This window comes from Mucilaginibacter ginkgonis (assembly GCF_009754905.2).
Lineage (GTDB): Bacteria > Bacteroidota > Bacteroidia > Sphingobacteriales > Sphingobacteriaceae > Mucilaginibacter > Mucilaginibacter ginkgonis.
This window is the reverse complement of record NZ_CP066775.1, coordinates 369,369-385,639: the sequence shown is the minus strand read 5'-3', so window position 1 is coordinate 385,639 and position 16,271 is coordinate 369,369. Positions and strand designations below refer to the sequence as shown.

Below are 16,271 nucleotides of genomic sequence, written 5' to 3'. Positions count from 1 at the left end.
TTATCCGCTTATAGCTTCCACTTGTTTCAAGATCTCCATAGCATCTATATTAATTGCGTTACAATACCGGAGAAAGACTTCGACAGTAATCTTAGTATACTTAAGCTCCAATTTACTTACAGCATTTTGCGATAAACCTAGGAGCGTCCCTAAATCTGTTTGTGATATGCCAGATTTTATTCGATTAGCTGCCATTAGATCCACTGCGCGTGCGCTTAAATCCTTATAAGAACTACAAAGATGTTTTTTATTAACAGCGATAGAGGTCTCTAAAAGATTCATGTGGCTTTTATCAATCAAATTGTCTTGGCCAAGTTAACCTTTAAAAAAAAAAGAGCATAGAGAACCTTTTTAAATTGTATTCCCAAAACGTGTAACATTAATGAAAAAAGTTTGATTGTCTTTATATTATGAATTCAATGCATAATCTTCAGTTATTGACTCTAATCTTTAAAATACCATAGAAATACAATCTTTGTTCATAACGAATTGAGATAAATTGCTGCTAATAATAAATGCCCTGGACAGCAATTTATTCTACTCCGAATTGGCGGAGTGTTAGGCTTCAATTCTACCAGCTCCATTACAGAGATCATCAAAACCGTCAGAACATCGACCCAGAAAAATTTCGACCTGTTCAAAAAACACTACTCGAAATATCTCGCTATGCAGAGCACGGCTCCGGCAGCTTTGCCACAAAGTCAAGAGACGACCGATAAGCGCATAGAAGGTATTCCCATGTATGACATTGTGGCTACCGGCGTCACGTGTGGAAGTATATAATAACGTAAACGATAGTCAATAAGTAGGTCGGATGAACTTTCCGGGTATTGAGGAATGTGATTTTGCCCTGCCCGTTTGGCGACATTCCATGTACCCGTATCTGGAAAACGGCTGTTGGGTAGCCCTCAAAGTCATCAGTGATAAAAGATATTACCCGGCGAGGTGTATTATATCGAATGGGGAGATTACCGCATGTATAAGCGCCTGCTCTTAAGTGATAAAGTCGATGAGATAATCGCGCACTCTGACAATACCTCTGAAATGATAGGCGACCGATTGAAATATGCCCCGTTCCCAATTAAAAAAGCAGAGATCAAAAGGCTGTGTTTAGTAAAAGATATTCATAAAAAACACAACCGCTAAATTCTTTATTTATTTAAAGAGATATTTATATAAATGAAGAATAATCTATACGAAAATCCGGTCTTTAACTAGTATTTTAAAGAGACTACAAAGATTTTAAATAGTAATAATCTCAATATTTGTTGCAAGAATAATTGTTCTGTAATGTCGCGTATCATCAACATCTATTATCGTATTAGTCCGTAAACTTCCTTGTATATATAAAAGTAACCCCGGTCTTAAATCCATATGTTTGAGAAGCGGGTTCTCCAGGCTATAATTGACAACGTGTAACTCATTATGTAGTATTGGGCCTTTTCCGCTATTAATATTTTCAGTTGTCTGCAACAAGAAGTGATAGAACTTATTACTATGCTCTTTAATAATCGATGGCGCATTAACGATCTTTCCGGCCAGAATGACGCGGTTGACGCTGGAATGTTTCGTTAATTTAGCCATCTGCTTTTTTAATTTGGGGATACTCGATAAAGCTTTCGATAGTCTCGAAAATTTCTTGCCGGGATGTTATAGGAAAATCTTTGTGTAATACCGCCTTTATTTTTTCGTTGGAAACAACAAAGTCGGTTATTATCTTCTTTAGGCATTTTGTGGCTAAAGGCCGATGAAAAAGCTTTCCGATTTCTGCAAAAGAGACTGTGATATTTTGAGTTAATAACCAGATACGTGCGCGCCTTTTTAAAGCGGATGAAATGATTTTCACAACCTCTGTGGTTGCGAGAGGGTCGTCATCTGCAACGTAAATGCCTGTAAAAATATCTTTCCGGTGAATCAATTCACAGAGGTTTGAAACACTTAAAAACGACCGTTTGTTATTAAACGCTCCCAAAGGATATGGGATACCATTTTTAATTATCGCAAATAAGAAATTTAAATTTCCTTTATTGCCTTTCCCGTGTGTCATGCATGGTCTGAGTATAAAAAATGATTTACCTTCCGGGAGTGATTGTCCCTGTATGTCCTGTTCTGCGAAGAGCTTTGATATGCCGTAATCAGTTTTAGAATTAGGCGTTATCGATTCATCACCACTTCGACAGGTCCATCTGTTACCGCTTTAACCGAACAGATATGTATAAACTTGCTCGCTTCCGATCTGATAAATCACCTTATAAGCTTTTGATAATTCCATAATTGACTGTATTAAAGTCATAAGGATTTCCGGTGTTATGCGCGTCGTGCGCTTTCCCTGCAAGATGAACTATCACGTTGCCTTTTTGGTAATTAAAATTAGTACTGCTATTTAACTTTTCCCGCAAATAAGGGAACACTGCACATTCTTTGTCCTTTAAGTACGCTAACAGATTCATTCCTATAAAACCGGTTCTCCCGGTAATTACAACCCGTTTGGCATCTGACCCGATCTCATTTCCTGAATAACGTGATAATTATTACCGCAAGAGATGCGAGGGCAGTAGATATCCCTATAAGACCTTGAATTCCAAGGGGAACCTTCAATGCCCTTTTAGGAACGAATATTTCAGAACCTGGCTTAACGGATGGATAATTGTAAAAGAACAAAAATTTTTTAGTGGCTCTGACAGAGCCATTCGGATACACGATATAAGCACCATGCCTATTCGCATTCTCAGTAAAGCCCCCGGATTCATTTATGTATTGATTCATTGATTTACCTCTTTTATAAATGACATTTATCGGCCTTAGTACAGATCCTGATATGCTTACAATCTCGTACTGACGAGGAATGATTATAATGTCTCCATCTTCGACCAGCAGATTATCCCGTGAGGTTGAATCCTTGATTATTTTAGTAAGGTCGATGCCTACAAAATCACTTTTATATATATCAACGTTATTATTTACGAGAGTTGCTGAGTCGCGTTCGCGCTGAGACATCGCTAATCTTCTTAAATTTCTTTGCTTTTCGGATTCAAATGATGCGGTATCTATGTCGCGGCCATTTTTAGAATTTCCCGCTTTATTAATTCTTTGCAATGAAGCGCCAGCCGGAAATGCAGAAGCTGTAAGGCCACCGGCCCGCCTTAATATGTCACTGATCTTATCATTGTTATTTCTGACGGCGTAGTTACCCGGAAAACGTACTTCTCCTTGAATCAGAATGGTTTTCTGAATCTGAAAGCCTTCAGCTGATCGCACTGACACGATATCAAAAGGCTCAAGCCTGAATTGATTTCCGGAAAGATGTAAGCCTTCATCTACGTTTACGACGAATATTTGGGCAGCAGGCGATGTTTTCACCATTGGGTTACTGTTCTGGATCCGCCTGGCTACCTCAATACGATTTGGTGTTGCACCATCTTTAAAACCGCCGGCCTCCTGAATGATTGATCCTAAATCCTGTCCCTCGCGATATTTAAATGTTCCGGGGGAACGTACCTGCCCTTGAATGTTTATTGTATACTCATCTCTAAGATCAAATATAGAAGAGATAATAACCTGGTCTTCGCGCTGCAACAAAATATCCGGATCGGTTCCATTTGATATCCGTTTGACATCAAATGATAGCAGGGATCCCGTATTATCCGCGTTAAGCCTATTGATATACCCCCTGTTTAAAAATGCATCTTCCCTTAAACCATCCGCTTTGGCGAGCAGCTTTTTTAACGTTAGACCTTGCTCCATCGCATATTTACCGGGGCGAAATACAGCCCCTTCGATACTAACGCGGTTTTCAAATCGGTTCAATATCTTGTCGACCGTAACCGAGTCTCCATTTTGGGGGAAATAATCGTTAAAATGATTTGATGAGATATCAAGTATCCTGCGTTCTCGGGTAGTATTTTGAATAACTTTAACACCGGAGGTATAAGCCTCACTTGAAAAACTTCCTGCAAAATTAATAAGGTCATCCAAATTTTCTTTCCCTAGAATCTCGTAGTAGGCTGGACGCTTCACTTCACCACTAATCGCTGCTCTTACCTTGTAGACCGGAATATTAAGAACATCTTGATCCTGAAGCCTTAAATTTTTTTGAATTCCGTTAAGCAAAAAATCATATATATCAATCGTTGAGACGACTTTTCCATTTCGAATCAATTGTATCATTCGAAAAGAGCCGTTTTGATTAGGACCTCCCGATAAATAAAGCACATTAAACGCCGTTGACAATGATGAAACAGTATAAGAACCAGGTTTAACCGCTTCCCCAACAATGGTTACTTTTATACTTCTGATATTGCCTATATTTACCGCTAATTTTGTTTTACCCGAAACAAGCCCCGAATAGGTCTTGGACATCACGCCCTTGATTCTCGAGCGGGCTTCTTCGATGGTTAGTCCGCCAATGTTTATGATCCCAACATATTGTAAATTAACACTCCCTTCCGGAGACACTCTCAGATTGTAATTTGCTTCATTATCGCCTGAAATGTCAATCAAAATCTGGTCATCCGGTCCGATTACATAATTTTGCGGAGTCGCAATACGTAAATTTGGCTCAAAGGTTATGGTGCCGCTACTTGAAAAAAGGTCTTCCCCAAAAATGCGAAGTTGGTTACTTTTAGGCCTTACATTGGCCGACGCGTGGTTGCTTACTGAGTCGAAAAGATTCGATCTTGGCTCAACAAAGCTGGAAGTCCCGTTTGCGGTGCGAATGGTGTGTATGCGTTGGGTAAGTGTGGAAGTTTCCGTAACATCCAAGCCCTGGCTTACACCAAACTGTGCGATTTGAGCATCCGTAGACCTGCCGGCGTTTGTCGCTTGCTGTATCAGTACTTTTACTTGTGCATCTGACAACTGATCTACCTTTTTTCCTAAAAACTTCGTCTGTGAATAGACATTACTTCCAAACCCGGCGATGCTAAGTATACAGACGCAAACACGCAGCATTTTGTTTAACATTTTCTTATTCATCGATTTGCGGAATTTTCTCATCAAATATCTGTGCTATCTTTTTTAAGGCAATGGCGATAACCTGATGCATATCATAATACTTATAGCCACCAAGCCTTCCGCCAAAAATTATATTGGGGTGGCCCTGCGCCAGATTTTTATAGCGTTGAAAGAGTAGGTTATTTACATCATCATTTACAGGATAATAAGGCTCGTCGCCGACTTTCCATTGTTTCGGATACTCTTTGGTTATAACCGTTTTTGTCTGGTTTCCGAATTCGAAATGTTTATGTTCGATTATCCTGGTGAAGGGCGTTTCAACATCTGTATAATTGACAACTGCGTTTCCTTGATAATTCTCACAGTCTAGCACTTCGTGCTCGAAAAACAAACTGCGATATTCCAAGATCCCAAAACAATAATTAAAAAATTGATCAATCATTCCGGTATACACAACGCATTCTGCTAGGTTGTTCCAATGGTGTCTATCATCGAGATAGTCGGTTTCCAGTCTGACTTCAACTCCTGACAGAAGTTTGTCGACTATTTTGGTATAACCGCCAATTGGAATCCCCTGATACCGATCATTAAAATAATTATTATCAAAGGTATATCTGACCGGAAGCCGCTTAATTATGAAAGCTGGCAATTCAGTAGCTTTCCTTCCCCATTGCTTTTCAGTATAACCTTTAATAAGCTTCTCATAAACGTCATAACCAACCATTGATAGCGCTTGCTCTTCAAGGTTACGTGGGTGTTGAATATTGAGTGACCGTACCTGGGAATCTATGATTTTTTTGGCTTCATCTGGTTTCTTGACATTCCATAAAGCGTGAAAAGTGTTCATATTAAAAGGCATGTTGAACAACTCACCTTTGTAATTTGCCAGAGGAGAGTTCGTATACCTGTTGAATTCAGCATAGCCGTTTACATAGTCCCAAAGCACACGGTTATTCGTATGGAAGATGTGGGCGCCATACTTGTGAACTTTAATGCCTTCTATATCCTCTGTATAAATGTTCCCGGCGATATGGCTTCTTTTGTCCAAGACCAGACACCTCTTGCCTCGTTTAAAAGCCTCACATGCGAAAACAGCCCCATACAGTCCCGCGCCAACAATTAAATAATCGTATTCCTTCACTTACCCTGCCTTTAAATATGTATTTTGTTGAACCCTCTGTAATACTTCGCTCCATTTGCAACTCAGATGCTCTATATCAAAATGTTTTCTTATTCCGTAATAAGCATTTTCACGTTTATTCATCAACTCGTGAGGATTTTGATAAATCATCTTTACCTTACCATAGAAATCCTGGCAAAGCAATGCTTTACTACGTTCCTTTTTGATATTATTTAGATAATCCGGCGTTTCCAGATCGCTTCGCTTGGTATACAATGCATTGTTAACCACCCAACCGCTATCAAGCTCATTTACCATACGCGCCAAGTCCGACCATAACGGACATATAGCTAGAATGGCAAGTCCGCCGGCCATCATTGCATATGATTTGCTGGGAAGGCAAACGCTGGCACCGCCAGAACTCAACGAAACAAGCCCAATATGAAAATTACTGATATCTTCCCTCCACTGACGGCTTGGAACTGCTGACAAAACAGTTACCTGACATCCTTCAAGCGACGATTCCAAATACGCAGCCTGTGCGTCACTTACATAAAAAACAAACTCCACAAACTGACCTAGATCAGAATTTTTAAGAAATTTTACCGCGTCGATAATGGCCTGCGCGTCATGAAGATGTCCTAGCTGTCCACCGTAATGTATAATCAGTTTTTTATCTTCTGTATTGTAAATATTCGGCGTTAAATAATTTGACAAATCAGTAGAAATGTCTATAACTTCAGAAATGTGTGCTTTACCCCATCTCTTCTCCGCATGCCATTGTAAAAAAGAACCCAGGTAAATCGTCGCTTCACAGAGCTTTTGACTTTGCTTGAAAAGTCTGCCAATGAGTTTAGACTTAGATGAATTTTCGTCGAGAGAAAAAGACACTTCAAGCGCATCCGGAAAGAGATCATATAACATATGAATTACTTTGCTTTTCTTTAACCTCAAAACATAGGTCATTAAAAGGGGTGCAAAGAACGTATTGCTGGTGATGACAAATATGCTGTTAGGGATACAGATAAGACCCTTCCATAACACGTAAAGTGGATAAAAGACATACATTTTTAGTTCTAACTAGATCTTTTTGATCCCCCGTGTTTTAGCCAGCTTTCTGTAATCATACTCACTGATCAGATACAGTGGCACAACTTTATACCCTGCGGCACCAATGGTTTTATTTAAAAAATCAAAACAATCAATATTTACACTGCTGGCAGTGTAAACTGTTACCGTTGGCCTAACCATGACTCATAAATTTCTTTAAAATTTGTCGTAAGTGATTTGGTAATCTCCCATCGCAGATAATGTGATTTCATTTTTCGCAGGTCGCTATAATAGCATATACCGTCACCCTTTCGGTTCATGTCAATATATTTAAATTTCATTTCCTTTCCGCTAAGCTCTGCAGGCATATTAAAAGCTTCCAAAACAGCGTGTAGTATCTTTTCCGCTTCCAATGTTATAGACTTCCGCTATCCTCGGAGCTTGAACAAATTCCTCAATAAACTGCGCTACATCATAAGCGTGAATATTGTTCCTAACCTGCTTTCCTTTATAGCTATATACTGTGTATTCCCTTTCTGGCACATTACATTTATTCAGTTAACTTCAAAAAATTGTATCTCAATTCCAGTATGATTAAAACCGGTTAACATCCTGCGCTTAAGCCTTCGGCATAATAAAATATTTGCGGAGTTCCTGGCCGGAAACGTGTTCAAAACTTTTGATGACCTGAAAAAAGAATGATTTGTATGATAAATGGGTAACGACTCTGAAATCCCCATGTTCAAATAAAACCTCTCTCGGTTATTAACTACTCCATGAATTTGCCAGCCCAGATTTGCAAAATGCAGACAAACATCGGAGCTAATCAACCTGAATATCCGCTCATAATAAATCATTTATGTTGTTGTTTTAAATATAGGTAAAGATCTGCCATTTCAGATGCTGCCTTTTCCCAAGTGAATTTCCGTGCATGAGCAAGACCTTTATTAATCAGACCCTGTCGGTAATCGTCGTTGTCTAATAAACTTATTGCCTTTTTGACAGCAACAGGCGTACTATCATCGATCAAGAGGGCGGCTCCACCCGAAATTTCCGGGATGCTGGAATTATTAAGAGCTATCACTGGGCATTTGCAAGCCATCGCCTCAAGTATTGGTATTCCAAACCCTTCGTAATCTGACAGATAAAGCAAACAGAATGCATCGCTGTACATGTCCCGTAGTGCATCAGTAGCTATATCCGGGTAGAAAAAGAATCTTCCGGGAAGTAATCGCTCCAGATATCTGAGCTCAGCTGAAGTTAAGTGACCGCCTCCGCAAATCCTCAGATCAAAATCAGGAACATCGACGGCTGCCAAAACAGCATTTTTAAAATTTTTATAGCCGAAACGCGCACCAACGTATAGCAAATAAGGCCTGCCAATTAGTACAGTTGGAGAAGATCTCGCGTTTAGAAAAATTTTATGAACACCATTGTGAATTACCCGCACCTCTTTTCCAAAGCGACAATAAGGGTAAAATTTAATCAGATCCTTTTTGGTGTTGGCAGAAACGCAAACAATCGCATGCGCTCGTTTAATGGCGATACCTTTAAATAAAAGGTGGATGCGACGCTTGATCCCGCGTCGCATAATCCCCTTTTCGTAACCCAGATCGTGTATAGTAAGTACATTTAAAACATTGCTTTGTAAGCAATAGCGCTGATAAGTGCTATGAAATATTACATTGGACGGCAGCAATTTTAGCAACGGAAAAAAAGGCAATAGAACGGTAGTAACTGGAAATTCGCTTAATTCCGTTACGCCTGCAGATGCATCGCTGAAAAAAAGATTCTTCCACGGAGCGCCATTGATCAAAAAATTAATTGAAAGTCGGTTATCCTGTTTTAAGCGATTTATTAATTCACAAAAAACAACCGAAATGCCCCCAACTTTCTGAACGTTAAAAATGCAGGTGTCGTAAATAACTCTGCAAAAGGATCTTTCCAAAATCTTTCATAGTTATAAGTAAAGCTAAAAAAGGAGGTTAACTACTGAAACTATCCCCCGAAGCGGTAATTTTAGTAAAAACGATCCACGTTGGGGATGGTGCTAATATTAATGCAAGTTACAGCTTTAATTTGAAATTTTATTTTAATTTCTAATTGAAATTTATGATTAAAAGAAAAAAAGTTAAACCATCTGGTGTATGGTTTAACTTTTTGCTGAAACCATCACAACCTTTCAGCTATTTTAATCCATCTTTTGGAATTGCTGTATATGGCGGTTTTTGACTAACCGGTTCATTGAAAAAATAATAGGATAAACAAGTTGAAGACTGATTACCGAATAAGATATCGTGTTATGAAAATTGGCAAACACTATAATATTGCAAAGAATAGCAAGGCCGCTAACACGATAACGTTCACTTTTAATAAGGAAGATATAGTATAAATTGATAATGGTAACAAAGTACACAAACATCATTAACATTCCTTTCCATCTCAGATCGGAAAAACAGTAAACATATATCGTTCCGACGTTAAGAAAAGGATTGATTTGATTAAAGTGCCTTTCTTCTGTATGAAAAGTGAATTTGGTGAGAAAGGTCGGAACAAATTCGTTGACAATCATACTCCTGTAATCTCCTTCTGGCGCAGAAGTAAAATTGATGTTGTTTTGAAGATTAGCTACAGGTGAAGCTATATATAAATATGACCAGTAGTATTGCTTAGGAACGGAACTGTTCAAGAACTGCTCTGTCCCGCCCGAGATTCTAGCGATATATGAGGAATCTTCGCTTTTAGAACGTATATCCCCCAGCATCCCAAATAAAAATAACACAATTAAAATTGCGATTGCACTTTTTAAAACGATTCGTATCGATAAATTCGGACGACTAAGCAAGTAGACAAAGAAAGAACCCAATAGCACATGTAATATACTCGATCTGGTCACGAGTAAGAAGAATGGGAATATTGCAAGTATAAAAGTTAATATTAAATGGGTTCTTCGGGAGGAAATATACTGATGAAACGTATAGATAGCGTAAAAGGTATTAAACGATATAAGAAATGTATGAAGGACCGGGATACCAAAAGAATATTCTGAATATTCGAAGCTGCCGGAAGCTATTTGCAGTAAAGGAACCTGCTTCGAATACAATGATTCTATTAAATAAAGGAGGTATAATAAAAATAAAACCTTACTGTTATTAGACGAAGGTTTGATCTGTATATATTTAAAAGGGACGGATATTTGTATTAAGGATCCGAGAATTAGACAAACAGTAAATGTAAATAAATAGAAATAAAGCAATTGGTTTGTTAACGCCGGATAGATAGTGGACCACTGCAATGTATAGACAGCAAAAGGCAATGAAAATGCCGCGATGTACATGAAATTGGGATTTTCTATAAGCTTCTTCATTTTTGTATCAAAAGCGTTACTTTTCCTGGTGCAGGAGCTCTATTTCTACATCTTTTAAAACTGTCTGTAAAAAAAAACCTTCTTTCACTTTTTGCGATAGCTCCCGAGTGTTTTTAAGCATAGCATGATATTCCTGTTCCCCTATCTGTAAAAATGCGGTAGCAATTTCACTCAGATCATTTATTGTAAATCCAATTTTGTATTCATGAATAAGGTGCGCCAAAGCAGCTTTTTCGGGCATTATGATTGGTAAGCCAGCCGCAAGGTAGAGTGATAATTTATGCGGGTTATTATACCGTATATAGTTTCCGAAGGGGCCGCTGCAGTCAGCTGTTTCGTCTCCGTCCCATATCAGGCCGAAATTACCTTTCAAATGTCCAAGCAACTGATCTGGAGCGTAAGAACCGTCATAAAAAACATTTTCCCCATCAGGTATACTGAGATCCTCTAAGGTCCCGAAAATGATAAACTTGACCTTCCCGGGCAGGCACTTTAATTTCGACAGAAATTTCCCCCGTTGTAGATTACCTGCGAATGCCACTTGTTTTGCACTTATGTCGTTATTGATTCTAACATTTATTAGTTCTGATTTAAAGAGGTAATCAAACATATTTATCTCTTTAGTAACAACATTCAAACCTTTTTTCCTTAACCACTTTGTCATCAATTCATTATGTGAAATGACTAAATCATAACTATTCAAGCCATCAATTTCTTTTTGTATTTGACGCCCGTCTCGTTGAAAGCGTAAAGACTCGATGTCATGTATCAGGCAAATTACTTTACATTTTTTGTAATGCAAAAGACCTATATATGCCGGGAAAAAACGGTTTATACCAAGCAGTGGATACTGCACGACAATGATTGAACGACTTTTTATCAGCAAATAACTACGTATCAAATAATAAACTAATTTCAAAAAATTAGTTATTATCATATATGGCTTCTTTGAGAAAGATATTTCTAGGTCGATATAGCCATTATCCAGCATTATCCGTTTACAATCGTTTACCGCTTTATTTCCAGCATTGTGGACGGCAGAACCGATGGAAATATTAAAATGATATTTTAAATACATTGTATTCAAATGCTCCTTTATTTACCAAGTAAAAAGCCGAACGCCGATTTTTTGGTTATTTGAAAATTTTCTACAAACAATTGCTGTGCTTCGGGAGAGACTGGCGTGTAAGAAAGTTTCTTTGCAAGGCTGAAGAACTTTGAAATCCCAATTAAATTGTACCAAGCGTTTTTAAAATCGCCATGTTTGATTATTTTAAGATTATTGATCATTACTCTTAATAAATATTTATTTCTTTTAACAGAAAAAAACTTATAAACTATGCCGAGTTCATGCTGGGTGACGAAAATTCTTAATCTCTTAGACGACCTGTTAATACTGCTGGCGCGGTGTATGACCTTGCTATCTTCAAAAAATTTAACACTGTATCCGGCATCAATACAACGGAGCCCATACTCCCATTCGTTGACGTAAAGGAATATCCAATCAGCATATCCGCCAATTTTATAATATGTATCTTTTCTCAAGATGGCGCCGCATCCTATAAACCCGACAGTGTCTTGGCCATCTTTCCAATCCCACATCTCGCTGGTATAGGGCCCTGTTACTACATTTAAGGCTAAGACACCAACATCTTTATTGGCATCCATGTAATTCAGCGCTTCTTCTAAACCATATTCTATGTGGCTATCATCATCTAGAATTACAAAGTAGTCGCCTTTGGCCGCCTTAAATCCCAGGTTCCAGGCCGGTGCTCCCGTGTTAACAGAATTTATGAGCAACACCACATCTGGATATGCCTCTCGCACAGCATCAGCACTGCCGTCTGTAGAGGCGTTATCTACGACTACAATCTCGTAATCAGTGTTTCTAATTAGCTCTTTTGTACTTTTGAGTGTGAAAAGGAGTTCATCTTTTCTGTTATAGTTGACAATTACAAATGAGGCTTTCATGTGGGTATTAAATTATCTTAGCAAATTTTTTAGTGGACCACACGTCTTCGCTGTAAAATTTCTCCACTTCTGGTTTTACAGGTGTATGTACAAGAGTCGTTTTTATTTTATGAAATTCTTTTAGAGCAGTAACATACCAGCTAACGGATTTTAAGCCATATTTAAAAATTCCCTTTAGATTATTAAGAAAAACCCTCGTTAAGTATAAATTGCGGTGTTTTTTGCTAAAATATTTGAACACAATAGCCATCTCATTGCGTACGGAAAATGTTATAAGGCGCTGATTGCTGCGATTAATACTACTTGTGCGGTGAGTAACGTGGCAGTCTTTGTAGAATAAAATTTTATAGCCTGCATTTAAGCACCTTATACCATATTCATATTCATTTGTATACAAAAATATCCAGTCAGCGTAGCCTCCAATTTTATCATAGAGTTCTTTTTTGATTATTGCCCCGCATCCTATAAAACCAGCATATTCGCCACAATCATTCCAATGATTGGTTTGAAAAGCCCCTCCGGTTATGTTAAGTGCCAGTACGCCTACATGGGGCTGACTATCTAAAAATGAAAGCGCGCCGTTAAGCCCGCTATCTAACTGGCTGTCATCGTCAAGGATAATAAAATATTTGCCTTTTGCAATTGCGAACCCAAGGTTCCAAGCCGGGGCACCTGTATTAACAAGATTTTCTATAAGAATTATATTTGGGAACTGCTCTTTTATAGCATCCCTGCTTCCGTCCGTTGAAGCGTTATCAACTATAATTATTTCATATAGAGATAAATCATTTCCTATAACCTCTAATGTCTTAGCAATAGTGATTAACAATTCTTGTTTGCGATTATAGTTAACTATAATGAAGGATGCTTTGATCATGTTGTTAATTATTGAGTATCTTTAGATATACGGAGCGATACCTGAAAAATTTTAAAATATTCGCCGTTCCAAAAATATTAAACATTACTTTGAATAGAAAAAATAGATCAGCTGTACCAATTTCCATATTTCTTGCCAGGTAAATCATTTTATGAATTATTTGATTACGTAGTGAGTCGTTATCAAAATATTGACTGGTATTATTGTTAAGCACTATCTTCTGTAACCATATCACATAATCCCTGAATTCAAATTCGGGCAAATTTTCTGTAATTTTAAAGCCCGCATTTATGTGCATATTAAGCTCATTTTGCGTTGGGTTTAACCCCATTCTTTTAAATATTTTTCTATAGGCTTTAAAGTTCATCTCTTTAAGGACGTCCCAGTTAGTCAGTTTTTTTATAGAAATATTTTCATCATGAAGCCTGTAGTTCAATAATACCATAGGTACGGTTGCAAACTTCATAGTGTCCATGGCGTCTATCCATAAACCATAGTCTTCTGCATTTACAAATGCCTCGTCATAAAGTAAAGACCTGCTTTTAAAGGATGCGCTTTTAAACATTACTGATGGATGTGTCACTACGTTCAGAAACAATAAGGCTGCTTTTATGTCGTCATGATCTTCGTAAGTCCTTAAAACAAATTCCTTATTTCCAAATACGTCTACATAAGATCCGCATATATCTATAGCAGGGTGAGCATCGAAATATTCAACCTGCTTTTCAAACCGCGTAAGAACAGAAATATCGTCGGCATCCATACGAGCTATGTATTTACCCTTAGCCATTTGAATTCCCAAGTTAAGGCAACGTACAACCCGCAGTTTTTCGGCATTATTAATTATCTTGACCCGGCCGTCGTTAAAACTTCGTAAGATATTATATGTATTATCTGTAGAGCCGTCATTTATAATGATTAATTCAAAATCTACCAATGTCTGATTGAGAATACTGTTAACAGCTTCCTTCAAATATTTTTCGCCGTTGTGAACGGGTAGTATCACACTTATCAATGGCTGCATTACCAAATGAGCAGTTCTATAGGCTAAACAGCCTTTTTATACAATAGGGTAATTTTTCTTTTTATTCTATTAAAGCCCATTACTGGTATACGCATTAATAATCTGAATGGAAATTCTGGCAGCCAAAAATGACGCGTGTTGCGTAATACACCTCTGTTTTGAAACCACATTAAAAGCATCCAGTCATATTTGTTATTAAACACGCTTAGAATTTTTCTGTCAATAAAAAAATTATGTTCAGCGATCCGTAAAACTTCTTTTTCTCTTGAGGTTGTAGACCTGGTGGTGTGTTGATGCATTCTGAAATAGTTAAAGGGGGTATGAAAAAAAGCAATTTTGCCAGGTTTAGAGAGTAGCTTACGCCAAAACAACCAATCGCCGCTCATTCTAAACTGCGTAGATTCATTCAGTACAGAGAGATCTTTCGGTTTTTTAAAAACAACGGCGCTGGCGTTAGGAATTGTATTTCTTAACGACAAATAATTTTTAACCTCGTGTACAGAAGAATTTATAAAGTCAGATTTCCACCTTAGAGCGTCAATAGCATCAGCCCAGTCCATCACCCTTAATAAAGACCCTTCATCATCCACAATCACAGATTGGCAATATGAGAGAAGAAGATCACGGTGATTATAAAACGGCTCCATTAAAGTTTTCAAAAATTCTTTATCGGCAAAATCATCGCTTTCAGCAATCCAAACATAGTCCCCTTTTGCAATCTGCAAACCTTTTTGCCACTGCTTAAACGTGTTTCCGCTATTAATCTTGTTATATTCTATCCTAGCAATTTTTTTATTGCCCAAGTACCGATCTATAACTTCTTTACTCTCATCTGTAGAACTATCATCTAATATTATAACTTCAAAGTCTCGATAAGACTGTTCAAGCACAGAATCGATGCGCTGTTTTAAAAAACGGCCGTGGTTATAATTTGGAATAATAACAGAAACTAATAAAACGTCGGCCATTTAAGTTTAAGCTTTGTTGTAACTATACAAGTAATTTTTCAGCCAGCTGATACTTTGGTTTAGGCCTTCGTCAATATTAGTTTCGGGCGACCAATTGTTTAAAGATTTTAACCTCGAGGTGTCAAGAACGTTGTATTGGACATCAAAAGGCCTGAATGGTAACTGCTCTATCCGAAAAGGGATATTTAGTAATTTTTCTATCTTCGCAATCAGATCATTTATACTGTAACCACGGCCGAACCCAATGTTATATATGTCATCTGTACCGTGGATAACAACGTCAAATATTGCACTGGTAAAATCATCTACGTATAAATAATCTCGAACCTGATCTCCGTTTCCGAAAACTTGAATGGGTTGGCCCTTCAACATTTTAACAATGGCATTTGCGATAATCCCCTGGCCCCTAAAAGGCTTTTGCCCGGGCCCGTATATGTTAGACGGCCTTATAATTTTAGTTTTTAAATTGTGGACCTGATTATACATCATTACATACTTTTCGCAGCAAAGTTTAGTGATGCCGTAGGGCGACAACGGATTATTCTGATAGTTTTCGTCGACCGCTTTGTTAACGTCCAGGTTTCCATAAACGGTACCTCCCGAAGAAATATAAACATAGGTAGGATTATGAAGTTGCTTTACAAACTCTAAATGCCTGATCACATTATAAAGGTTTTCTGAATAGTCTTTGACAGGATCCTGAAAGCTGGTATTGGGAACAGAGGTGTAAGAAAAATCAATGACTACAGGATTATTTGTAACCTTTACAAGGTTGGATAAAAAGTTAAAATCTAGTTCTATACCTGATATCTGGCCCCTCAATATCTCGTATACTTCAAAACCTTTTTCTTTAAGATAAGCGGTCATGGTAGAACCCAGAAAGCCTGCGGCTCCTATGATAATAAAAGAATGCTTAACGGTCATCAGGTCTAAATCTCTAT

General features: G+C 37.9%; 17 protein-coding genes. 1 reads left to right on the top strand and 16 read right to left on the bottom strand.

All coding sequences use genetic code 11. The annotated features are described in order from the left end of the window. Positions 1-195: a helix-turn-helix domain-containing protein gene (locus tag GO620_RS17425; RefSeq protein ID WP_394368567.1), complete on the bottom strand. Its 195-nt coding sequence runs from the start codon at positions 193-195 to the stop codon at positions 1-3. A gap of 360 nt (positions 196-555) precedes the next feature. On the opposite strand from GO620_RS17425, the gene GO620_RS01825 reads away from it, so the two are divergent. Beyond that, the gene (locus tag GO620_RS01825) at positions 556-783 is read left to right on the top strand and encodes a hypothetical protein (RefSeq protein ID WP_157522759.1); all 228 of its coding nucleotides are present in this window, start codon (positions 556-558) and stop codon (positions 781-783) included. Between the two features lie 459 nt (positions 784-1,242). Here GO620_RS01825 and GO620_RS01820 read toward each other — a convergent pair whose 3' ends face one another. The 15 genes from GO620_RS01820 to GO620_RS01750 form a co-directional block, all read right to left on the bottom strand. Continuing rightward, a complete protein-coding gene (locus GO620_RS01820; RefSeq protein WP_157522765.1) occupies positions 1,243-1,584 on the bottom strand; it encodes a single-stranded DNA-binding protein in 342 nt (113 codons plus the stop codon). After that, positions 1,577-2,047 carry a Rossmann-fold NAD(P)-binding domain-containing protein gene (locus GO620_RS01815; protein WP_157522768.1) on the bottom strand — a complete coding sequence of 157 codons (471 nt, stop codon included), beginning with the start codon at positions 2,045-2,047 and terminating at the stop codon, positions 1,577-1,579. The genes GO620_RS01820 and GO620_RS01815 overlap by 8 nt, the downstream gene beginning before the upstream one ends. A gap of 202 nt (positions 2,048-2,249) precedes the next feature. Further along, positions 2,250-2,450 (bottom strand): hypothetical protein, encoded by a 201-nt coding sequence (locus GO620_RS01810; protein WP_157522771.1) that lies wholly within the window; start codon positions 2,448-2,450, stop codon positions 2,250-2,252. 55 nt (positions 2,451-2,505) lie between these two features. Beyond that, positions 2,506-4,995, bottom strand: a complete 2,490-nt coding sequence (locus GO620_RS01805; protein ID WP_244139448.1) for an SLBB domain-containing protein — start codon at positions 4,993-4,995, stop codon at positions 2,506-2,508. After that, a complete protein-coding gene (gene glf, locus GO620_RS01800; protein ID WP_200230528.1) occupies positions 4,967-6,094 on the bottom strand; it encodes a UDP-galactopyranose mutase in 1,128 nt (375 codons plus the stop codon). Before glf ends, GO620_RS01805 begins: the two co-directional genes overlap by 29 nt. Further along, complete coding sequence (locus GO620_RS01795; RefSeq protein ID WP_157522774.1) at positions 6,095-7,039, bottom strand: glycosyltransferase family protein; 945 nt, start codon at positions 7,037-7,039, stop codon at positions 6,095-6,097. A gap of 114 nt (positions 7,040-7,153) precedes the next feature. Continuing rightward, positions 7,154-7,324 (bottom strand): hypothetical protein, encoded by a 171-nt coding sequence (locus GO620_RS01790; RefSeq protein ID WP_157522777.1) that lies wholly within the window; start codon positions 7,322-7,324, stop codon positions 7,154-7,156. Between the two features lie 652 nt (positions 7,325-7,976). Next, positions 7,977-9,071 (bottom strand): glycosyltransferase family 4 protein, encoded by a 1,095-nt coding sequence (locus tag GO620_RS01785; RefSeq protein WP_157522780.1) that lies wholly within the window; start codon positions 9,069-9,071, stop codon positions 7,977-7,979. 243 nt (positions 9,072-9,314) lie between these two features. Beyond that, positions 9,315-10,460: an O-antigen polymerase gene (locus GO620_RS17420; RefSeq protein ID WP_394368566.1), complete on the bottom strand. Its 1,146-nt coding sequence runs from the start codon at positions 10,458-10,460 to the stop codon at positions 9,315-9,317. Positions 10,461-10,506: 46 nt separating this feature from the next. Further along, complete coding sequence (locus tag GO620_RS01775; protein WP_157522786.1) at positions 10,507-11,568, bottom strand: hypothetical protein; 1,062 nt, start codon at positions 11,566-11,568, stop codon at positions 10,507-10,509. Positions 11,569-11,585: 17 nt separating this feature from the next. Beyond that, positions 11,586-12,461, bottom strand: a complete 876-nt coding sequence (locus GO620_RS01770) for a glycosyltransferase family 2 protein (RefSeq protein ID WP_157522789.1) — start codon at positions 12,459-12,461, stop codon at positions 11,586-11,588. A 7-nt stretch (positions 12,462-12,468) separates the two neighbouring features. Beyond that, on the bottom strand, positions 12,469-13,338 hold the full coding sequence (locus tag GO620_RS01765) for a glycosyltransferase family 2 protein (RefSeq protein ID WP_157522792.1): 870 nt from the start codon (positions 13,336-13,338) through the stop codon (positions 12,469-12,471). A gap of 4 nt (positions 13,339-13,342) precedes the next feature. After that, positions 13,343-14,362 carry a glycosyltransferase family 2 protein gene (locus GO620_RS01760; RefSeq protein ID WP_157522795.1) on the bottom strand — a complete coding sequence of 340 codons (1,020 nt, stop codon included), beginning with the start codon at positions 14,360-14,362 and terminating at the stop codon, positions 13,343-13,345. 23 nt (positions 14,363-14,385) lie between these two features. After that, positions 14,386-15,330: a glycosyltransferase family 2 protein gene (locus GO620_RS01755; RefSeq protein WP_157522798.1), complete on the bottom strand. Its 945-nt coding sequence runs from the start codon at positions 15,328-15,330 to the stop codon at positions 14,386-14,388. Positions 15,331-15,336: 6 nt separating this feature from the next. Then, positions 15,337-16,254 (bottom strand): NAD-dependent epimerase/dehydratase family protein, encoded by a 918-nt coding sequence (locus GO620_RS01750; RefSeq protein ID WP_157522802.1) that lies wholly within the window; start codon positions 16,252-16,254, stop codon positions 15,337-15,339. Positions 16,255-16,271: the final 17 nt, after the last annotated feature.